This window comes from Halalkalibacter kiskunsagensis (assembly GCF_037027555.1).
Taxonomy (GTDB): domain Bacteria; phylum Bacillota; class Bacilli; order Bacillales; family Bacillaceae_D; genus Halalkalibacter; species Halalkalibacter kiskunsagensis.
Genome location: NZ_JAXBLX010000022.1, coordinates 22,070 through 43,882, shown reverse-complemented (window position 1 = coordinate 43,882; position 21,813 = coordinate 22,070). Strand labels below are relative to the sequence as shown.

The following is a 21,813-nucleotide window of genomic DNA, read 5'->3' as shown; positions in this document are numbered from 1 at the left end:
TTCCAAGCCTACGTATAGCACTATGTACGTTGTTCATCTAAATACAGAACTTGGTCAATTCGACCTTCAAGTAATAATTCTTCTGGTAAAATTGTTTTAATAACAAAATTATCACCTTTTATTAATAACTGGCCCTGTTTCAGCAATAAACGGAGCTCTTGATTTGAGAATTGTAAAACGCCGCGATGATTTTCAATGTATATGTGCAATTGGCCTATCATTGTGATTCGCGGTAGGTCCATCATGACATCGGCAGGTAATTGCATCTGCTGAGTCATCCAGTTCTTCATTTTCTGTCTCACCTTTTTCATATCTGAACCCCCTCTCTCCTAATCTTTATGATCAAATTCAACTTGATATCACAATGAATCGTTGTCATTTGCATAAAAAAAGAAGCAGTACCAAAAAGGTACTACTTCATTAACGTTTTCTTATAAATGTCTTGTGGGGCTGACGGGCTCTTGGAGGGCCTAAAACTTCTGACCACACTACAGCCTTCATCGCTTCTTTATTAGAAAGTTGATTTAAATGGAGATCGAGCTGCTCATGATTCTTATTTGACGATTGCATCTCATCTCGTATTTCACGACCTTTTCTCGTCGCATTCTCACGTTTTTGACGCAATTCATCGTAGCGATCTTGAATCTCCTGCTGCCTTTTAAGTTGATCATCTTCTACCGTTATAGTAGCAGGTGCTGACTCAACTTGAGGTGAGTGTGATTGTCGTTTCACTTCACGCTCGGGCTCTATCTCTTCTTGCCTAAAGATGTCACGCCAATCAACCTTCTCTTCACGTTGCTGATTAGGTTGCTGATTAGGTCGCTGATTTTGCCTACCTCGTTGCTCTTGCTGCTGGCCACCACCAGCGAGCCTACCAAGCATGCTAATAATCCCACCGACAATTACAGCAACAAAGATAAAGTTTTGAGCAATAAATTCAAATAAATTTTCTAAAGGCACATTCATCTCCTCCTTTCAGTTTTAGGGGAGGATTCACGATTATTCACCCTTCGGATTATTTGTGTCTCCATCAGTTGCTTTGCTAATAGAATCACGCATATCCGTGTCAGCCATCACATTCTGATAGTTCATATAATCCATAACACCCATGTTCCCTTTACGTAATGCCTCAGAAAGCGCCATAGGTACTTCAGCTTCGGCTTCAACAACCTTCGCACGCATTTCTTCAACTTTCGCCTTCATTTCTTGCTCTTTCGCTACAGCCATTGCACGACGCTCTTCCGCTTTCGCTTGAGCAATCTTCTTATCGGCCTCAGCTTGATCTGTTTGTAATTCCGCACCAATGTTCTTACCGATATCAATATCCGCGATATCAATCGAAAGAATTTCAAACGCAGTACCCGCATCCAACCCTTTTGAAAGAACCGTTTGCGAGATCATATCTGGATTTTCTAACACTTTTTTATGATTGTGAGCTGAACCAATTGTCGAAACAATCCCTTCACCTACACGAGCGATAACCGTATCTTCACCCGCACCACCGACAAGACGGTCGATATTGGCACGAACTGTAATACGTGCTTTTGCCTTCACTTCAATTCCATCCATCGCCACACCAGCAATAAATGGAGTTTCAATAACCTTTGGGTTTACACTCATTTGAACAGCTTCAAGCACATCACGTCCTGCTAAATCAATTGCTGCGGCTCGTTCAAAAGTTAATTCAATATTTGCACGTTGCGCAGCAATTAGAGCGTTAACAACACGGTCAACGTTACCACCCGCTAAATAATGCCCCTCTAGTTTAGACGTACTAAGATCAAGACCAGCTTTCACCGCTTTAATTAACGGATTTACAACTCTAGCTGGAATAACTCGACGCAACCTCATCCCAACTAATTCAAAGATTCCAATTCGAACTCCCGCTGCTAAAGCTGAAATCCAAAGCATAACTGGTACGAACGTAAATAATACCGCAAGTAAGATTAATAGAACCGCAAGCCCTATTAACAAAGTAATACTACTAGCATCTAATACCATGTACTTATTCCTCCTTTAATTTGCTTTCTTTTACTTCACGAACAACAATACGCGAACCGGCTGTGTACACAACCTCAATTTCTCTACCCTGTCCAATATATCCTCCATCAGAAACAACGTCAAGACGCTCTTGATTAAGAACTGCCGAACCAGATGGTCTTAAAGGGGTTAACGTTTCACCTTTTTGACCGATTAATTCTTTTCTCGTTGCATTTGTTATATACCCTTTCTCTGTACTTGTTGAATCCGTATGAATGATCTTTTTCATCGGACCTCTATGGCCAAAATATTTAAATATAAACACAGTCGAAAGTGCCGTTATCACAAGTGCAATCGCAATATATATCAACATAGATCCTGTTGAAAAAGATGCCAGAAGCATACCACCAATAACAGACGCAATCCCTAACAACCCAAATATTCCAAACCCAGGAACGAAAATCTCAATCATAATAAGTAAAAAACCAACAACAAATAAGATCATAGACTCCCAGCCAGCAAAACCAGCAAACATATGTCCAAAGAAAAATAACAGGAGAGAAGAAATCCCCATAATGCCAGGTACACCAAAGCCAGGCGAATACAACTCAAGAACTAACCCTAAACTCCCAATCGATAAAAGAATGGGAATCACAACCGGATGAGTAACAAAGCGAGCTATCTGCTCTGAAAAGCTCACTTCCATATCACGTTCAATTGCGTTCTCTAGCCCTAAGTATTCAAGAACTTCTGAACGGTTTGTTGCAATTGATTCAGCATAGCCTACTTCCATAGCTTGTTGGGCTGTCAGAGTAAGTAAATCACCCGCTCCTGCTCCGAGTTCCGGTAAATCAATACGCTGATCTGCCATCGCAAGTGCATATTGAGGGTCACGGTCATTTAACTCGGCCGCACTACGCATTTCTGATAACCAGTACGATTGTGTTTTATCCTCAGCAGCATTACCCGCTCCATCAATAACAGCAGCCGATCCCATTGTAGCGCCTGGGGTCATAATAATTTCATCAGAATTTAATGCAATATAAGCCCCAGCTGAAATCGCTTTGCTCTTTACAAACGTGATCACAGGAATTTCTGTTTCTTGAATTAACGTAGCAATGTTGCCCGCAGCATCAACAGCTCCACCTGGTGTGTCCATTTCTAGTACGATATGTGTCGCACTATTTTCTATCGCAGTCTTAAATGACCTGGACATAAACGCTTCAAGTCCACGTTCAACAGTTTGTTCAACCGGGATATAATAGACAACAGACTCTGCTGTCTGTTCCTCGTCACTATAAACAAGTGTTTGGAGTGGTATTAGTAAGCACGCAATAACAAGAAACGCGATTGAACATGTTAACCGTAGTTTCGTTCTCATATGTACCTCCCTTCTTGTTGTTCTACTTTTATCTACGTACACAACTTTAAAATGGTTTCATTATTTTAAACCATTTATGTTATGTATACGTTTTATTTTTTCATTTCTTTATCTATTCTATCACGAAATTGAAGGTAAATTTAGCAAAACTGAACCCGAGCAAAAAATCATTAATCGTATTTCTTCCTCATTAGATTGAGCGAACTAATTTCATGCCTGCCCCTTCTAACCACTTAACCCCAAAAGGCAGTTTTCTATTCTCTAACTAGTCAAAAAAACGTCTCACCTCTACAAGAGATGAGACGTTTGTGTCATTATGATAAATGTTGTTGCACAAGACGATTCACAAGACCACCATCAGCTTTTCCTTTAACCTTAGGCATGATTGCTCCCATGACTTTACCCATGTCTCCTTTGGTTGAAGCCCCTACCTCAGCAATTGTTTCTTGAACAATTTGAGTGACTTCTTCTTCAGAAAGCTGCTCTGGCATATAGTCTTCAAGCACGACGATTTCATCACGTAACTTGGAAGCTAAATCTTCACGGTTTGCTTGTTCAAACTCATGGAGGGAATCCTTGCGTTGTTTCAGTTCGCGATTAAGCACCGTAAGGCTATCATCGTCCGTCAACTCACGTCCGAGCTTGTATTTCTCGTTTTGCAACGACGACTTTACCATACGGATGACAGAGAGTCTACCTTTTTCTTTGTTCTTCATCGCATTCTTCATGTCTTGATTCAACCGTTCAAGAAGATTCAATGAAAGCACCCTCTCACTTCAATTAGAACTTACGTTTTCTTGCTGCTTCAGATTTCTTCTTACGCTTAACACTAGGCTTTTCATAGTGCTTACGCTTTTTAACCTCAGCCAACGTTCCTTCTTTAGAGAGTGATCTCTTGAAGCGACGAAGTGCAGCATCAATCGATTCGTTTTTGCGAACACGAGTTTCTGCCATTTTATTTCCCTCCCTCCGAAACAACCAACTCAGGACGTACAACTATTCGAGTGCACGTCTTATAGCATTATAATATAACAAGAGCTATCGGTCAACCGAAAATCGACAAGTTCCACTCATAAAAAAAGCCCATTGCAACAGTGCGTAATCTTTCTAGCCACGCATCTGTCTGTATGGACCCCCTTCCTACTTAATGGGTTTACTTTTTTAGACCATTTAGAATCAAATCGATGTAGATTGCAGTGACTTCTTTCTCATTTAATTCTCCTTTAGGGTCAAACCAATGATAACTCCAGTTGACTGCTCCTAAAATAGCAAGAGTGACAACATCAACATTCAAATCTTCGCGGAATTCACCGTCTTTTATGCCTTGATAAAGAAGTTGCTTCATATTTTCTCTAAATAGATCTCTTTTATTAAATATATTTTTGAGGTGTTCTTCATTAAGGTGCTGCATCTCACGAAAAAAGACTCTGGCACTCTGACCATGACCTTCGATATGCTTCATGATCATATAGACCATGTCAAATAGCTTTTGTTCTGATGTCATCGTTTTATTAGTAATTTCTTCTTGACTGAGCAATAAGTCTTCAATATAGCGCAGATGAATTTCCATTAACAGCTCTTCTTTGCTTTTAAAATAATAATAAAACGTTCCTTTTGTGACACCAAGCGCCTCAACAATATCTTGAATAGACGTTTCTATGAAGCCATTTTGACCGAATAAATCGATACTTACTTCTATAATCTTTTCTTTCATGCTGGTACTCCTCACAATCTATCTAAAAAAATTATCCGCTCTAGTATACCATAAATGCTCTCTCCCTTTTATAGGGTTTTTCACTCATCAAGTGAGTACTCCACTTTGACTAACCGAAACTCGAACCACTTACAATTCATGTTCAACTAGAGCAGCAATTCCCTGCCCTCCACCTATACAGGCTGTAATAAGACCGAGTTTGGCTTTTCTTCTGATTAATTCATGAATCGTTTTTACCATTAAAATAGCTCCTGTAGCTCCAAGTGGATGCCCATGCGCAATCGCACCACCATTTACATTTAATTTAGCAGTTGGAAATGACAGTTCTCGAATTACCGCGAGTGTTTGAGCGGCAAATGCCTCATTGCATTCAATAATATCAATTTCATCTAGTGTCTTGCCTATTTTAGCTAACAATTTTCTTACAGCTGGGACAGGCCCTATTCCCATAATAGTAGGATCCACTCCACAAACAGTAGACTCCCTAACTACGGCTAATGGCTTAATCCCACATTGGTGCGCTTTTTCACGCGACATCACCACAAGTGCAGCTGCTCCGTCATTTAATCCTGAACTATTTCCAGCTGATACTGTGCCATTTTGTTTAAACACAGGTGGAAGCTGAGATAACCCTTCTATTGTTGTATCTGGTCGTGGATGTTCATCCTCTGCAAATACAAATGGAGCACCTTTACGAGTCGGTATCGTAATAGGAACAATTTGTTCAGTGAAGTACCCTTCTTTCATGGCATTTGCCATTCGCTTTTGGCTTCTAAATGCAAATTCATCTTGCTCTTGGCGTGTAATTGCATAAGTTTCAGCTAACGTTTCAGCTGTGATTCCCATAGGTGGGTCTCCAATAAATTTTGGTGAGAGTTGCGCTGTTCTAAACTGCGGGAGTGTAGTTGGGTATGCTTTTGTAGGACGATCCATTAAATACGGAGCATGACTCAAGCTCTCAGTTCCACCAGCAATGTAAATATCTCCCTCTCCTGCTTTTATTGCTTGTGCTGCAAGTAATACGGAATTCATCCCTGAACCACATTGACGGTCAATCGTAAGACCAGTTATCTCCAGTGGAAATCCTGCCTGTAAAGCTGTTAAACGTGCAATATTGCCACCACCACCTGAGACATTGCCTAAGATAATATCATCAACCTTGCTTGGAGCGATATTAACTCTTTTGATCGCTTCAGTTAATACAATTGCACCAAATTCATGAGCAGCAAGAGTTGCTAATGCACCTCCTTGCCTAGCAATAGCCGTTCTAACTGCACTAACAATCACTGCGTCTCTCTTCTCCATACTAATCCCCCTTTATTGAATACACTAATTAACCAACTAGCCATATTCCGTTAGATATACAAAAGTATGAATTACTATTTATCAATACAATATACATATAATTTTCCGAATATTCAATTCAATATTTTCGCTTATTTGATGTCATGCTTGTTCACTTTTGTCCATAGATTGAAAAGAGAGGTGATATCAAAGTGATGAAAGAATTATTTTCTTTATTGGCTGTTTTTATTGCATTATTTTTATTCGGGATGGTTGTCATGAGAGCAGGGCTTTTTCATCTCGGACAAGCGCGTTTTAAACAAATATTATATCGTTTAACAAATACCGCATGGAAAGGACTTATTGTTGGTGCGATAGCAACGGCAATCCTTCAGAGTAGTTCGGCCATTATTATCATGACAGTTGGACTTGTTGCAACAGGTCTTCTTGTGTTTCGCCATTCGATAGGAATCATTTTAGGAGCCAATATTGGAACAACCATGACAACGGAATTGCTAGCTCTTGATTTATCAATGTTCATTGTTCCCCTTCTAATTATTGGTCTCATCTCTCTTTTACTTCCTAGTTTGAGTGCATACTCATTAGGCTGCTTCTCTTTTGGATTAGCCTGTATTTTTATCGCCATGGATGGTTTAGAAACTTTAGCTTATCCACTAGCTTCCATACCATCTATTCATTCTTTTTTTGATCTGACAAATGAACATCAATTATTAGGGATTGGTATTGGTACAGTTTTAACAGCGATCATTCAATCTAGTACTGCGACAACCGCAATTGCAATGGGATTTATGAGTGATAATGTCTTAGGCTTGCAAGCAGGTATCGCTATTATGCTTGGAGCTAATATAGGAACTTGCATCACTGCATATCTTGCAAGCCTTGGTTCAGGCAGGAGTGCTAAGCTTGTCGCCTATGCTAATATATGGCTTAACGTTATTGGTGTTTTAATATTTACTCCACTTATTGGATGGCTCAGTATGTTCGCTAGTAGTTTAACTTCTTCACCAATGATGCAACTTGCACACGCAAGCCTCATTTTTAACGTCCTATGCTCCATTTTACTGCTCCCGTTCGTTACGTATTTTGCTAAATTAGTTGAATGGATCCACGCAGAGAAACTTAATTAATTCTACTAGCATGTTCACTTTATAAAGAGGTATTATTTAAGAAGGGAATCGTAGACATATGTCTACGATTCCCTTCTTTATGGTTAGTTCTGATACAATTGACTAAAAGACATATCTTGAGCAGATTGCCCTTGACTTTGTTGATTTTGCATTTGTTGTAACTTTTGAAGCTCTTGTTGTTGCTGTTGTTGTTGTTGGGTTTGCTGTTGCAACTGTTGCTGTGATTGATTAATCTGTTGAGTCATTTGATTTAACACGTTGATCGATTGGATCGATTGACCAACATTTCCGAGCATTTGAGTAGCTTGTTGAATGGATTGTTGTAACTGTTGAAATGTCTTTTGTTGTTGTTGTTGTGCTTGATTGCTAATTTGTTGCATTTGTTGTAAAAGTTGGTCAGTTTGTTGCTGATCTTGACCAGCTGACATTTGTGAAGTTGCTTGTTGTTGAGTTGATTGAAGTCGATTCAATGTTGATTGCATTGTATCCAAATGTCCTCTAAGCGGATTTAATTCCTCACCAATTTCTTCCTTAGCCTTTTCTTCAGCTACACGTTCAATGATTTCTTCAGTATCTTTCTCTATTCCAAACTCCTCCTTAAATTGCTCCTGGTTGATATTTGTTACATCAGCTTGTCTAACATAGGCTGGTGCCGGCTTAGGTTTATTTCTGAAAAAATAAGCTAAAGCACACATAGCAACAACTAGTGCTAAAACAATGAAGAATAACATTCCATCGATGGTAATGCACCTCCAAATAAAAAACGCGCCCCAAAGTCTCAGGACAAAAATTATTATGATCAAGATAACGTCATAATATTTAATTAGAAATAATCCAATGTTACCCATCTCCATATAGATATCTTCATCCAAATATACTTCTTATATTTTAAAATAAAATTCTCTTGGTTCCACAAACGCTGGCGAATGAATGAACTATGATTTGGGTAACGTAATGATGTACATAAAGGAGGTAGACTATGTCTCAAAGTATCAATGAATTATCAGAATGGTTAGAATCACATAAAGGTGAAACGTTACTTATTAAAAAAGGGGAGTTAGCTACTGGTTTGCAACAGGTGTTTGATATTGATGAAGTCACTCTTCAATTAGAGCATATAACCGTCGTGTCCAACGAAAAAAGTATTGACGACTATATGCCAAGCCAAGAATTAGTTCTTCATGGAAATGGAAGTATTCAAAGTCCAGAAGGAGAAAAACCATTACCTCAAAACGCATATGAAATTCCTCTTTATGGAGAAGTGAATACGACGAACGAAAAAGATTGCTTAAAAGTCGAAACGGAAAAAGCTGTCTATGATATTCACCTACACTGAATCGCAAAGCAAGGGCATACGGGTGATGCCTTTGCTTCTATTTGCTTTCAACCATTTGCTCAAGCTGACGGATCATCCGTTCTTGATTCAGTGGACCAACATGAATATCACGAATCGTTCCTGTTTCATCAATAAATAAAGAAGTAGGCAAAGGTCTTACTTGGTAAAGAGATGCGACCTCTCCGTTAAGATCCGTAAGTACTGGAAAGCTTAATCCCATTTTACCAACAAAATCGTCAACATGTGCTTTCGAACTTTCAGTATTCGTTCCATTTACCGCAAGAAGAACAATATCGTGATTTGTATAGAATCTCTGCATATCAGGTAGCTCTGCTCGACAAGGTGGACACCAGGTTGCCCAAAAATTAATCATAATTGGTTTTCCTTTAAAGTCTGAAAGAGACATCTCGTTACCCTCGAGTGTAGGTAAAGAGAAATCAGGAGCGATATTTCCGATAGCAACACTTGATGATAAAGATGTTTCCTTTCCCTCATCACCATTCATCACAAAACTCATGCTACTCCAACCTAAAAGCAAAACAAGTATCCCAATAACAACAATACCTTTTTTATCATTCCTTCTAACTATATCTTCAGTTCTTCTTTTTCTATTTAAACTAACAAGACTTACAAAAACGAGAATAAAATAATACCAACTCGGAACCGCCATTTCCAGCATTCTTACTTGAATTACAATTGATAAGATCCCCATAATAGCACCGTATAAAAAGACTAACCGGCAGAGTAACAAATGTGCATCGACTTGTTTTTGCTTTTGATTAAAGAATAAGATCAACAATCCAATGTTTAATATCATTTGAACTATACTAACTGGATACCCATTTGAAATAAATTGATTGAAAGCGAAATAAACAGTTTCAATGACAAGATAACTCACCAGTATATGTATTAAAAGTTTAATTCTAACTGTCCATTCCCTTTTTGTTTTCCAAAAGAGATATACAAACAAATAACCCCAGGCAATGAGCCATTCCTTCATTCCACTCGGCATTGCTAATACAGCAAGAGGATCTTTCACACTAATCATCGGGTTAACGATCAAAGTTGATAATTGAAAGACAATAAAAAAGTAAAAGACACTATTCCAATAAAGCTCACTAAATGGCCTTGCTTGATTGTCGACTTCTTTTACTAATTGGCTAGATAAGTAAAATCCTACTACCAGAAGAAGTACGGTCATCAACCAAGTTTGTTTAATAATAATCGGACCAAGCATCCATACACCGTCCATGCAAATATCACACCCTTTAATAAGACATATCATTAGACTCTCTAATTTATTTAGGAATGTCAATTAACATCTCTTTTCTTTTCCATATTAGAAGAGGTATGTTAAAAAGCGAGAGTACTACTCCCGCTTTTTGTCCTTTTAATAATCAGTATTCGCTTGTTCACCATTCACTATTGAAACACCGGCACTAGCCCCAATTCGCGAGGCACCAGCATCAACCATCGCTTCTGCACCTATTAAATCACGAACCCCACCTGAAGCCTTCACACCAATATCAGGTCCTACCGTTTTACGCATTAAAGCAATATCTTCCACCGTAGCTCCGCCTGTTGAAAATCCAGTTGACGTTTTCACATAATCCGCTCCTGCTTTTACAGCTAACTTACACGCTCGAACCTTTTCCTCATCTGTTAGAAGGCTTGATTCGATAATGACTTTCGTGAGAGCCTTTCCTTTTGTCGCATCTACAACAGCTCGGATATCTCGTTCTACTAGGTCGTCAAACTTGTCTTTTAAAGCAGCAATATTAATAACCATATCGACTTCCGTTGCTCCATTTTCAATGGCATTAGCTGTTTCAAAAGCCTTCACCTCAGAGGTCGAGGCTCCAAGCGGGAAACCGATCACTGTACAAACTTTCACGTCTTCTGCATCTTTTAACAGCTCAGCAGCAAGTGATATCCATGTTGGATTTACACAAACAGAAGCAAATTTATATTCCTTCGCTTCAGCACATAATGTTTGAATTTGCTCTTTGGTTGTATCAGGCTTTAACGCCGTATGATCAATCAGGTTTGCAATTGACTTACTCAATTGTCAACATCCTCTCTTATGTAAGTTATCCGTACATCACTCATATCCTAGCATAGAAGTGATTGAATGACGAGTAAGAACGTCACGATTAGTATGATTACAGATCCTACACTCTAACCATGTTTTTTCTCGATTTAATGAATCATCCCCTATTTCATCACAAAACCACCGTCAACCACGACACATTGACCCGTGATAAAAGATGACCAATTACTTGCAAAGAACAATACACTCCCTACTATATCTTCAGGCTTTGCAACCCTGTGAAGAGGAGTTTGGCTTTTTATTAAATCTTTCACCTCTTCTTTTGTCATCCGACTGGCATCAGTTGGATAAACAAGACCTGGAGCAACACAATTAACCGTAATTCCAAATGCACCAACATCAACGGCTAAGTTTTGCGAATACGAAAGCACCGCTCCTTTAGCTGTATTGTAATCATGATAAGGTACGATAGGGCGGTAAACTAAATTACTAACCATGTTAATAATTCGGCCCGATCTCTTTTCTTTCATAATCGGTATTACGAATTTACAAACATTGTATGTCGCTTTTAAGGAACCATCAATTTGACGTTGGTAATCATCCCATTCAAGCTCCCAAGCAAATTTTCTACCATCTGGGTCAAACGTGTATGCGTGCAAGGCATTGTTAACGACAATATCAATCGTATCAAATTCTGCAACAATGGCATCAACCATCGCTTTTACATCAGAGGCTACCGTCACATCTCCTTGTACTGTAAATGTATCCACATCATATTGCTCCATGAGTTCATCAGCAAGCTGCTCCGCGCGTTCCTTGCTCTTTACATAATTAATTACAACGGTTGCTCCTTGTTTGGCAAAGCCCTTAGCAATGGCTGCTCCAATTCCCCTACTTGATCCCGTAACGAGAACTACCTTTTGGTGTAATTGAATATCCATAAGGTCCCCCTAGTTTAATTGTTCCACTAAATCATTCGTTGCATAATCCTTGATATTCACTTTTTCACTTAGCAACTCTAACTCATAATAAGTTTCTTCTACTTCTTGTAATATATCAAGATTTAACCATCCTAAGCCTTTTTCATTCACTTCTGAATTCGTTGACGTTTGATTACGAATGTTAATAATCTCAATATTTCTTTCTACTTCTTGACCGTCAATGGCTGCAGAAACAGCAACCTCTGCCGCTTCCTCAGTGTGTTCCATTGTATAGGCAACACTATCACGATATACTTGTAAAAACCTTACTAGCATATCCTTTTTTTCTTGAAATGTCTTCTCTGTTACAACAAACACATCTGCAGGGGTATTCAACACATCTTTGACCTCAATAATATCCACTTCACCTAAGTCGTTTCGTTGTGCATCAAACAGACCTGTATCTGTTGCTGCTGTTGCGGCGACTTGTTTTGTCATTAAGGGACCAAAGTTTAGTACTCCTGTCTCAATAATATTGATATCATTTTCTGTCATGCCTGCTTGGTGTAAAAGTACGAGAAGATTTTGATACGTTCCACTACTCAAGCTATATACACCAACATCTTGTCCACGCAAATCTTCCACACTTGAAATATTGCTCTCCTTAAGAGAGATTAGATTAAACACGTTTTCAGGATAAATGTTATAGATTATTCGTAATTCCTCACCTTGCTCTAAAGCTAGAAGAACAGCCTCAACATTCGCAAATGCAATATCGGCATTTCCCGCAATAATATTACGAACTGCATCTCCACCACCAGCTCCAGGAATGTATTCAAAATCAATGTTTGCTTCTTCAAACCAACCTTTTTCCTCAGCTAAATAGAGGTTGCTTTGTTCTGTAATTGGTTGACTCCACGAGGCCATTTTTATTTTTTCTGCTTGTTGTTTTTCTACTACTTCCTCATCTTCTTGGTGTTCTTCCTCCGTTCCACAACCAACTACACTAAACATAAACGCTGCAAAGATAAATGCGGTACTCGTCTTTCTGATAAATCGTCTCATTTCATTTCTCCCTTAGAATAACTATATTTTTTAAAAAAGAGTACTTCAATCCAGTTAATCGACTGATATAAAACTATTCCCATAACGGTTAGTAAAATAAAAACAGAAAACATTAATGTTGTATCTAACATCCCTTGAGACGCAATAATAAGGGCGCCTAATCCCTTATTCGCCCCAATAAATTCACTAATAACAGCTCCAACAATACTTAAAACTATCGCAACGCGCAAGCCTGAAAAAATGTATGGCATGGCAGTTGGAAGTCGTAGTTTACATAACGTTTGATATCTTGTTGCTTTTAATGAACGAAACAGCGCCAATTTTTCTCGACTTACATGCGAAAGGCCTGTAACGGTATTCTCAAATAAAGGAAAAAAGCAAACAAGTGCAACAATCACAATTTTAGGTGTATAACCAAAACCAAACCACAAAACAAGCAAAGGTGCGAGCGCTAATTTAGGCATAGCCTGTGAGGCAATAATATAGGGCTGTAAAACCTCCTGAATCGTTTTTGATTGTGCAACAAGAAACCCTAACCCAATTCCAAGTACAGCCCCAACGAAAAATCCTCCAAACACTTCAAAGACTGTTGCAAATATATGTGGATAAAAATAACCGCTTTGAAAATGCTTAACTAAGGTAACAACAATATCTGTAGGCGCAGGTAAAATAATTTTTGAAATTCCCTTAACGTGTACAATAAATTCCCAAGTAAAAAGCATAATGATAAATATCAACAGCGAATAGATCTTCGTACGCTTCATGATGAACTCCCACCTAATCCCTCAATAGTGTCATATAGTTCTTTTACAGACTTGATGAAAGAAGGGTCAAATTTAAGTTGTTTCAGTCTTGGTTTTGAAAAAGGCATCTGAAACTCTTTTACTACTTTTGCAGGTTGTTCACCTAATAACACAACACGATCTGATAAATAAGCAGCTTCCGTAATATCATGTGTAATAAAAATCGTCGTAGAAGAAAATTGTTCTGTTAATTTCATTAATTCTAGTTGAAGTTGCTCTTTAGTCATCGTATCTAAGGCCGAAAAAGGCTCGTCCATTAAGAGAATTTCAGGCTCTGTCATAAATGCTCTAGCTAAGGTAACTCTAGACATCATCCCTCCAGATAACTCATGAGGAAACTTTGTTATATGATCGGCCAACCCTACTAAGGCCAGTACTTCTCTTGCCTTCGTACGGTCCGCTTTACTTGGTCTTTTTTTTAACTCAATTGGCATAAGAACATTTTCTAAAACTGTACGCCACTCGAGCAGAACGGGCTTTTGAAATACATATGTTATTTCATCAAGTGGCTCATTGATCTTATGCCCTAATACGACAATCTCCCCTTTAGTCGGGTTCAACAACCCGCCCATCATTTGTAACAATGTCGTTTTTCCACTACCACTTTTTCCAATAATGCTAACAAACTCACCCTTTTGAATTTGTAGATTAATGCAATCGAGCACAGGAGTTTGCTCACCTTTAAACTGCAAGGCAACATCTTGACATGTAATAATTGTCATTTCATCACTCCCTTTTACTCTCTGTATACATCAAAGAAATCAATCTGCTCTTCTAACGAAGACTCAACATCACAAAATCTCACTAAATCAGCTAAATGAAACCTTCCATCATGATGCCACCCAGGCTCAGGGTGAGGCATGGACCCTAGTGCACAAATTCGATTTACTCCACATTCTCCTAGCATAGAAATAATTGAAGAAAATTCCTGAGGAGGACAACCGACCCCAACCGTTTGCACAAAGCCTTCAACCTTTTTTATTAACGGTTTTACTTCTGCCATGTTGTTAACTGGAATAACTGTTACAAAACGATTAAGAGGGGAAAATGGAAACTCTCTTTCTTTTTCACCAAATTCACGGTAGACAACCGTCCATTCCGTCCCCTGTTCACTTTTGATCAAGTCAAGGCTAGAATTCTCAAAGCTTTCAAATTCTAACACTGTCCGCTGCTTCATAATTGCATGATGTTCTTCGTCTTTTAACGTCGCACGCGGATGGGTGTGCTGGAAATTGTCCATTTCATTTGCAAGCATTTGAGCAAAATCATGTGCAGTATACATGCCACCCCGCTCAACGAAAAACACATGTGGCGATAAACAACCTTGCTGATCAAACCAAGAAACATCATAAGAGGCCAATTTCGCCGTCTGCCACCCTTTAGTTGCAGCTAAACATTCTTTCGTAATCACACCAAAGCTCACTTTATGCCCATGTGAATGAAAGCTTGCATGAGGTGGTATTTTCTGTCTTACTGTTTCAATTGTCTCTTTTCCACCATAAGCAATGACAGCATTCGAGGATTGAAAACTAATCGATTCAAGCGCCTCATCTCCACCCTTCCACCACAAGATAGCCATTGCATCTCCTAGTCTATCGTCAACTTCGGCAATTGTTTTGGCGAACAGCACTGGAAATAACGGTTCCGAAGATGACACTTTTCCGATTGTTGCTGACTTAAGTAACATGCCGGCAGCCAAGCTCCAAAGTGGCAAGGCTGGAACATTGCCTGAGAAAATATGAGTAATGAGCCTAGGGCCGTATGCTCGGTGCACTCCTCCTGATTTGCGCGGACGGAATTCATCTAAAATAAGCGGGTTAGCAAAGTCTTCATCAATCATGCGCTGCAATTTTTCTTTCCGAAATTGTCTAAGGTAACGACTAATAAATAAGCGAATCATTTCACGATCATAGCCTGTAATAATTGGTAATAACTGCTCTGCTAGCTTTCGTAACTCATAATCCGGATGTAACCACTTTTGAACAGCCTTATCAAAAATATCAATAATCTCATTCGTTTTTAGTGTTTGCACGTATTCTAATTGTTGTTTTTTTAGTGTTTCTGCAATTTTCTCCAAAAGGTCTGGTGTCAATTCAGGCATGTGTAATTCGACCGATTCACTATGATTTTCAAACGTCAATACCTTATAGGACGCTTCTTTAAGCAACTGCTTGCATGACGTCGGCACATGAAAACAAGAAAAGCGTGTCGTCATACAACATCTCCCCCTGTTTTCTTTGCAGCTGATAAAAACTGTTCAACGGCTAACGAGCACCCTTTTGCCTCTGCACCTTCAGCCCTACCTAACAAATAAAACCCGTCTTTTGTTTTGATTCCCATATCTTCTGTTAAAATTGCCATGACAGAATTAAGATTAGCAAGGTCATAATGAACGATAATTCCTTTTTCCCCTAGTGGCTTCTCTTGCATTTGTTCAATATCAATCACAAATGTCCTTACCCAATGCGGCGATTTTTTGATTGGGTTTAGGAGATCAATCTCATTCTGAAGAAAGTTTACGTCATACATTTGTGAACTAAGCTCTGTCATTCCGTACATATTGAGACACATCTCTAATGGCAAAGAAAACAACTTGCTCATTTTTTGCTTAAATTCTGTTGGAGTCATCTCTCTAGAACGGCCCTTTGCCCCACCTGTATCCATTAGACGACTTTTGGGGGGCAAAGTAAAATTGATTCTCCTTCTGCTACATTCATCTAGTAAGTGGATAAAAGAAAAGGTTGCTCCTATTACTAATACTGGTTCTTCATTCTCTTCTACAGTTTGTAGTGCCTCAATCAGTCTTTCTACTTGAAACTCATCTTTACTAAAAGCATAGAAACTATCCTCTGATCCAAACGTTTCTTTAGCTATATGTAAGTAATGCGCTAGAGAAGAATTAGGCATCACTCCTTCTGTCGGGAAGAGCACAAACATTTTCATTGTTTCTACATCTGGTATGATAGATTCTTTAAAAAATGTTTTCATTGAAAAGTCATACGTCTCTAAATCACGGTGATAATTTTTTCCGCGTTTTTCTGGATTTGTTGTTCCACTTGTCATAAATAGCGCTTTTGTTTCATCAATCGGATGGCTAGATAACGTCGTGAGTTTAAACGCATCAATAGGAACAGGAGGAATATCAGTGTAATGTTTCACTGTTCTCGGTGACACACGACGCTTCCTGCAAAACTTTCGTAATGGTTGATTATGTTCATATTGAAATTGAAACACCTTTAATGCGATTGCATTAAATTCTTCATCACTTGACGTAGGTTGCTTAATAAAATTAATAACCTCTTGTTTTATTGCCTCATAATTCTGTAACACTATAAACACTCCAATTCTAAAATACAATAAAAAAAACCGCTTCGAATTTCGAAAGCAGTCATCATTCTTAACTATAAAATAACAATAGCTTATTTTATGATGTCCACTTCCCTACGCTACTTTGACATAGTTCAGGTTCAAAGGGTCTAAAGCGATGATGCTTTAATCTCAGCCTTTTTCGGCCCCCCTAGTGGGTTAGTCTTATCTTGTTGTTTGTCCAATCATATCATTTATGGCTTGGTCTTACTACAAATCAAAAACATATCCATTAGAGAGAAAGAGGCTGACCCTTTAGAGACAGCCTCTTTCCTTATCCATTTACAACTTGTTTTGCATGGGTATCCTCTATAACGCGAACAAATTCCCCTTGATTAAAAGGATAACCAGCTTTGGTAATTTTCACTTTAACAAGCTTTCCAATCATCTCTTCTGTAGCAGGAACTTTTACTTTTAAATAATTATCGGTATAGCCAATGAACAACCTACTACCCTTATCATCTTTATCACGTTCTTCTGGAATTACTTCAAGAACTTCACCTTCAAAGTTTGAAGCATATTCCTTTGCGAGTTGATTCGAAAGTTCAATTAAACGATGAACTCGTTCACTTTTCACTTCTTCATCAACTTGATCTTCCATTCTGGCTGCTGGTGTTCCCGTGCGTTTTGAATATGGAAAAACATGAAGTTCACTAAATTTATGCTTCAAAATAAAATCATAAGTCTCTTGAAATTCTTCTTCTGTCTCTCCAGGAAATCCAACAATTACATCTGAAGTAACAGCTAATCCAGGTAGAACTTCCTTTAAACGATCTAGACGTTCTCCAAAGAACTCCATTGTATATTTACGGCGCATCCGTTTTAAAACCGGGTTTGAACCAGACTGAAGCGGAATGTGCAGATGACGTACAACTTTTGTTGATCGGTCAATCACATTGATCACTTCATCTGTAAGCTGACTAGCCTCAATCGAAGAAATCCGAATACGTTTCAACCCTTCTACTTGTTCCAGGTCTTCAAGTAAGCGAGCAAGACTGTAATCTTTTAAGTCTTCTCCATAGCCACCTGTATGAATTCCTGTTAAAACAATTTCTTTGTATCCAGCCTCGACAAGTTGTGTCGCCTGCTTGATCACTTCTTGCGGGTCACGTGAACGCATTAGACCACGTGCCCAAGGGATGATACAAAATGTACAGAAGTTATTACAGCCTTCTTGAATTTTTAAAGAAGCACGTGTACGATCTGTGAAAGCCGGCACATCAAGCTCCTCATAAACACGTGACTTCATAATATTACCGACTCCATTAATCGGTTCACGTTCTCGCTTAAAATCTTCTATATACTCAAGCATTTTCACACGATCTTGTGTACCGACAACGATGTCTACCCCAGGAATGGCCATAATTTCTGCTGGGGACGTTTGCGCGTAACAACCCGTTACACAAATAACAGCATCAGGATTTTTCCGAATTGCACGGCGAATCACTTGCCGACTCTTTTTATCTCCTGTATTGGTTACTGTACAGGTATTTATCACATAAACATCTGATGTTGCTTCAAACTCTACTTTTTCATAGCCTTCTTTTTGAAACAGTTGCCAAATCGCTTCTGTTTCATAATGATTTACTTTACAACCTAATGTATGAAACGCAACAGTAGGCATTACCTTCACCTCATTAATTCGAAATGGTACGAAATCGCACTGAGCGCATAAAGCGATGCTGTTTCCGTACGTAAAATCCGCGGACCAAATCCACAGGCAATTGCACCTGCTTCAGTCAATTGCTTAAACTCATCTTCTGTTATCCCGCCCTCAGGTCCAATAATAATTAAAATCGATCCGCCAGAAGAAAGAGCCGTTAACGCTTTTCCCAATTGCGCTTGTTCGCGACTTTTTGCTGTCTCCTCATACGCCAAAATAACTGTATCATATGAGGAAAGCTCTTTTTTTAGTTGAGCAAGAGAGCATATGTTATGAATAACTGGAATCCGTTCTCTATAAGACTGTTCAGCTGCTTCTTTTGCAATTTTACCTAATCGCTCAAGCTTCTTACTTGCTTTCTTTTGATCCCATTTAACGATAGAACGTACAGCAACATAAGGAAGAAAACCCGAAGCACCTAGCTCCGTTCCCTTTTGAACAATAAGCTCAAGCTTGTCTCCTTTAGGAAGTCCTTGTGCAATCGTCACTTGAACAGGTAACTCTGTATCTGGACGTAACTTTTCTAAAATATCAGCAATAATTTCGTTATCTGCCTTACTTGATATGCAGCATCTAACTGTCCGCGAGTCATTATCACTACAAATAATTTCATCACCAACATCCATTCTCATCACTCTAAGGATGTGCTTGACGTCATCACCTATAATTTGAACTTGCTGCTCTGTCATTTGCTCTTTCGCAACAAAGTACCGTTGCATCATCATCGTCCTCACTATGGTTTTGTTTAGGAAAAAGGGACAGTCCACGCCTGTGTTAAAATAGCTACACTAGCTGTATTACATTGATTAGTTGAAAAAAAGTGGCCTTTAAGCAATGAGCGTAGCCGTTGCCATTGGTGTGAGAAGTGTCTCACACCTTAAAGCCCGCTATGAGTGGGTTTCTCAATCCGCAGGCGCGCAACGTGCGGAGCCATTGCCACTTCCTCGATGGACTTTTTCAGTGCCCTCGATTTCCAGCTTTTTTAACTAGCCTTTTTTGCAATAATAGCTACCCAGTCATCCATTTCAACAATTTCATCTATAATAAATCCACCTGCGACTAACGCATCTTTTACTTCTTGCTTCTTCCGCTTAATAATCCCTGATGTAATATACGTTCCATTTGGTTTAAGAACCGCTGCCGCATCTTGAACAAACCGAACAATAACTTCTGCTAGAATGTTCGCGACCACAATATCATATGGCCCTTCTATATCTTCAAGTAAATTATTCTGTTTCACCGATACGACATCTTCTACACGATTTAGCAACACATTTTGCGTGGCACTTTCAACAGCGACATAATCCAAGTCAAGCGCTAGAGTGCTTTTCGCCCCTAACTTTGCCGCAGCGATACTTAACACCCCTGAGCCAGTACCCACATCAACAATCTTCTCTCCGCCTTGAATCACCTTGTCCAAAGCCTGAATACAAAGAACCGTTGTTGGATGAGTTCCTGTTCCAAAAGCCATACCAGGGTCAAGTTCAATAATCGTCTCGTCCTCCGTCGGTTCATACTCCTCCCACGTAGGCGTAATCGTTATTGAGCTCGATACCTTTACAGGCTTATAATATTTTTTCCAAGCTGTTGCCCACTCTTCTTCATGAACCTCAGCAATTTGTACCTTGTTATTCCCAAGATCAATATCATACATAAGTAAGCCATTGATGGACTCTTTGATTTCATCAATGGTCTCTGCTAGAAAGCTATTTACAGGGAAATATGCTTTTATAATAACTCCTTCTTCCGGATAATCATCAGGAGAGAGTTGGTAGATCTCACCGAAACGATCGCCCCACTCACGGACAAGGTCCATGGGATCTTCGATTACGACACCACTTGCACCAGCCTCGTGCAAAATATTACAGACTGGCTCCACCGCTTCCTCTGTCGTATGAATACTAAACTCCGACCATTTCATCATATCTACCAACTCCACTTTTTTAAAATTATTATCCTTTGAAAGCCCTTCTTACTTTAGCAAAAAATCCATCACTTTGTTCATCAGGCTGCCCACCAGACATTTGGGCAAATTCACGGATCATATCTCTTTCTTTCTCCGTTAAATTCTTTGGAGTTACAACACGAACTTTCACATGCTGATCTCCTTGACCACGTCCATGAACATTAGGTACTCCCTTGCCACGAAGACGGAAATTTGTACCGGTTTGCGTACCTGCAGGAATTTTTAGCTTTACTTTTCCATTTAGGGTTGGTACTTCAATCTCGTCACCAAGTGCTACTTGCGCAAACGTCAGTGGCATTTCACAGTAAATATCATCTCCGTCACGTTCAAAGAATTCGTGTGGTTTCACATTAAAGACCACATATAAATCACCCGCAGGGCCTCCGTTTACTCCAGCTTCCCCTTGACCAGATACACGAAGTTGTTGTCCATGATCTATACCAGCTGGAACCTTTACGCTGATCTTCTTACGTTTACGTACTTTTCCTTTTCCACCACACGTGGTACATTTGTTTTTAATAAATTTACCTGTACCTTCACAATGGTGACAAACTCTGCGATTCACTACTCGGCCAAAAGGTGTGTTCTGCTCAACATTTAACTGTCCAGAACCACCACAATGTGAACATGTTTCTGGCTTGGTACCCGGTTTTGCTCCAGAACCCGTACACGTTTGACACGTCTCTTCACGTGGAATTTCAATTTCTGTATCTTTTCCAAACACGGCTTCTTTAAAATCAAGCGTCATTGTATATTGAAGGTCTGCACCTTGACGTGGGGCATTCGGGTTACGACGTCCACCGCCCCCACCGAAGAACATGTCAAATATATCACCAAACCCTCCACCAAAGTCTCCAGCTCCACCACCGAATCCTTGATTTGGATCAGTATGTCCAAATTGGTCATAATGGGCTTTCTTTTGAGGGTCACTTAGTGTATCATAGGCATCTTTTACTTCTTTAAATTTTTCCGTAGCGTCAGCTTCTTTATTGACATCTGGGTGATATTTGCGCGCCAATTTTCGGTACGCTTTTTTCACTTCGTCAACTGAAGCATTTTGATTGACACCAAGGACTTCATAGTAATCTCTTTTACTCATGTCATCCACTCCCGACTCTATTCCATAACGTTCATCTT

Annotated in this window: 23 protein-coding genes and 1 riboswitch; of the genes, 2 read left to right on the top strand and 21 right to left on the bottom strand. The window is 39.3% G+C overall.

Annotated features, from left to right (window positions below):
- Positions 1–20: 20 nt before the first annotated feature.
- The 8 genes from yqfC to SLH51_RS13950 all read right to left on the bottom strand — a co-directional run bounded on the left by yqfC (position 21) and on the right by SLH51_RS13950 (position 6,380).
- Positions 21–311, bottom strand: coding sequence for a sporulation protein YqfC (gene yqfC, locus SLH51_RS13985; RefSeq protein ID WP_335961940.1), 291 nt, complete (start codon positions 309–311; stop codon positions 21–23).
- 109 nt (positions 312–420) lie between these two features.
- Positions 421–960, bottom strand: a complete 540-nt coding sequence (locus SLH51_RS13980; RefSeq protein ID WP_335961939.1) for a hypothetical protein — start codon at positions 958–960, stop codon at positions 421–423.
- A gap of 39 nt (positions 961–999) precedes the next feature.
- Positions 1,000–2,001, bottom strand: a complete 1,002-nt coding sequence (gene floA / locus SLH51_RS13975) for a flotillin-like protein FloA (protein WP_335961938.1) — start codon at positions 1,999–2,001, stop codon at positions 1,000–1,002.
- Positions 2,002–2,005: 4 nt separating this feature from the next.
- Complete coding sequence (locus tag SLH51_RS13970) at positions 2,006–3,361, bottom strand: NfeD family protein (RefSeq protein ID WP_335961937.1); 1,356 nt, start codon at positions 3,359–3,361, stop codon at positions 2,006–2,008.
- Positions 3,362–3,675: 314 nt separating this feature from the next.
- A complete protein-coding gene (locus SLH51_RS13965) occupies positions 3,676–4,119 on the bottom strand; it encodes a GatB/YqeY domain-containing protein (RefSeq protein WP_335961936.1) in 444 nt (147 codons plus the stop codon).
- Between the two features lie 22 nt (positions 4,120–4,141).
- Positions 4,142–4,315, bottom strand: coding sequence for a 30S ribosomal protein S21 (gene rpsU / locus SLH51_RS13960; protein WP_003323311.1), 174 nt, complete (start codon positions 4,313–4,315; stop codon positions 4,142–4,144).
- Positions 4,316–4,514: 199 nt separating this feature from the next.
- Positions 4,515–5,075 carry a TetR/AcrR family transcriptional regulator gene (locus SLH51_RS13955; RefSeq protein WP_335961935.1) on the bottom strand — a complete coding sequence of 187 codons (561 nt, stop codon included), beginning with the start codon at positions 5,073–5,075 and terminating at the stop codon, positions 4,515–4,517.
- A gap of 129 nt (positions 5,076–5,204) precedes the next feature.
- Positions 5,205–6,380: a thiolase family protein gene (locus tag SLH51_RS13950; protein WP_335961934.1), complete on the bottom strand. Its 1,176-nt coding sequence runs from the start codon at positions 6,378–6,380 to the stop codon at positions 5,205–5,207.
- Positions 6,381–6,574: 194 nt separating this feature from the next.
- On the opposite strand from SLH51_RS13950, the gene SLH51_RS13945 reads away from it, so the two are divergent.
- A complete protein-coding gene (locus tag SLH51_RS13945; protein WP_335961983.1) occupies positions 6,575–7,507 on the top strand; it encodes a Na/Pi symporter in 933 nt (310 codons plus the stop codon).
- Between the two features lie 83 nt (positions 7,508–7,590).
- On the opposite strand, the gene SLH51_RS13940 is transcribed toward SLH51_RS13945, so the two are convergent.
- Positions 7,591–8,361, bottom strand: a complete 771-nt coding sequence (locus SLH51_RS13940; RefSeq protein ID WP_335961933.1) for a hypothetical protein — start codon at positions 8,359–8,361, stop codon at positions 7,591–7,593.
- 125 nt (positions 8,362–8,486) lie between these two features.
- On the opposite strand from SLH51_RS13940, the gene SLH51_RS13935 reads away from it, so the two are divergent.
- The gene (locus tag SLH51_RS13935; protein WP_335961932.1) at positions 8,487–8,843 is read left to right on the top strand and encodes a protein YmzB; all 357 of its coding nucleotides are present in this window, start codon (positions 8,487–8,489) and stop codon (positions 8,841–8,843) included.
- A 37-nt stretch (positions 8,844–8,880) separates the two neighbouring features.
- Here the strand turns inward: SLH51_RS13935 and SLH51_RS13930 are convergent, their stop codons facing one another.
- The 12 genes from SLH51_RS13930 to dnaJ form a co-directional block, all read right to left on the bottom strand.
- A complete protein-coding gene (locus SLH51_RS13930) occupies positions 8,881–10,095 on the bottom strand; it encodes a TlpA family protein disulfide reductase (RefSeq protein ID WP_335961931.1) in 1,215 nt (404 codons plus the stop codon).
- Positions 10,096–10,233: 138 nt separating this feature from the next.
- Positions 10,234–10,908: a deoxyribose-phosphate aldolase gene (gene deoC, locus SLH51_RS13925; RefSeq protein WP_335961930.1), complete on the bottom strand. Its 675-nt coding sequence runs from the start codon at positions 10,906–10,908 to the stop codon at positions 10,234–10,236.
- 149 nt (positions 10,909–11,057) lie between these two features.
- The gene (locus tag SLH51_RS13920; protein WP_335961929.1) at positions 11,058–11,834 is read right to left on the bottom strand and encodes a 3-oxoacyl-ACP reductase; all 777 of its coding nucleotides are present in this window, start codon (positions 11,832–11,834) and stop codon (positions 11,058–11,060) included.
- 9 nt (positions 11,835–11,843) lie between these two features.
- Positions 11,844–12,878, bottom strand: coding sequence for an ABC transporter substrate-binding protein (locus SLH51_RS13915; protein WP_335961928.1), 1,035 nt, complete (start codon positions 12,876–12,878; stop codon positions 11,844–11,846).
- Positions 12,875–13,642: an ABC transporter permease gene (locus SLH51_RS13910; protein WP_335961927.1), complete on the bottom strand. Its 768-nt coding sequence runs from the start codon at positions 13,640–13,642 to the stop codon at positions 12,875–12,877. The genes SLH51_RS13915 and SLH51_RS13910 overlap by 4 nt, the downstream gene beginning before the upstream one ends.
- Positions 13,639–14,403, bottom strand: a complete 765-nt coding sequence (locus SLH51_RS13905) for an ABC transporter ATP-binding protein (RefSeq protein ID WP_335961926.1) — start codon at positions 14,401–14,403, stop codon at positions 13,639–13,641. The genes SLH51_RS13910 and SLH51_RS13905 overlap by 4 nt, the downstream gene beginning before the upstream one ends.
- Before the next feature lie 14 nt (positions 14,404–14,417).
- Entirely contained in the window at positions 14,418–15,896 is a 1,479-nt protein-coding gene (locus SLH51_RS13900) for an acyl-CoA reductase (protein ID WP_335961925.1), read from the bottom strand.
- Positions 15,893–17,011 carry a LuxE/PaaK family acyltransferase gene (locus SLH51_RS13895; RefSeq protein WP_335961924.1) on the bottom strand — a complete coding sequence of 373 codons (1,119 nt, stop codon included), beginning with the start codon at positions 17,009–17,011 and terminating at the stop codon, positions 15,893–15,895. Before SLH51_RS13895 ends, SLH51_RS13900 begins: the two co-directional genes overlap by 4 nt.
- A gap of 91 nt (positions 17,012–17,102) precedes the next feature.
- Positions 17,103–17,210: riboswitch (TPP riboswitch) on the bottom strand.
- 111 nt (positions 17,211–17,321) lie between these two features.
- On the bottom strand, positions 17,322–18,671 hold the full coding sequence (gene mtaB, locus SLH51_RS13890) for a tRNA (N(6)-L-threonylcarbamoyladenosine(37)-C(2))-methylthiotransferase MtaB (RefSeq protein ID WP_335961923.1): 1,350 nt from the start codon (positions 18,669–18,671) through the stop codon (positions 17,322–17,324).
- A gap of 5 nt (positions 18,672–18,676) precedes the next feature.
- Complete coding sequence (locus SLH51_RS13885) at positions 18,677–19,429, bottom strand: 16S rRNA (uracil(1498)-N(3))-methyltransferase (protein WP_335961982.1); 753 nt, start codon at positions 19,427–19,429, stop codon at positions 18,677–18,679.
- A 263-nt stretch (positions 19,430–19,692) separates the two neighbouring features.
- Positions 19,693–20,631 carry a 50S ribosomal protein L11 methyltransferase gene (gene prmA, locus SLH51_RS13880; protein WP_335961981.1) on the bottom strand — a complete coding sequence of 313 codons (939 nt, stop codon included), beginning with the start codon at positions 20,629–20,631 and terminating at the stop codon, positions 19,693–19,695.
- Positions 20,632–20,662: 31 nt separating this feature from the next.
- Entirely contained in the window at positions 20,663–21,775 is a 1,113-nt protein-coding gene (dnaJ, locus tag SLH51_RS13875; protein WP_335961922.1) for a molecular chaperone DnaJ, read from the bottom strand.
- Positions 21,776–21,813: the final 38 nt, after the last annotated feature.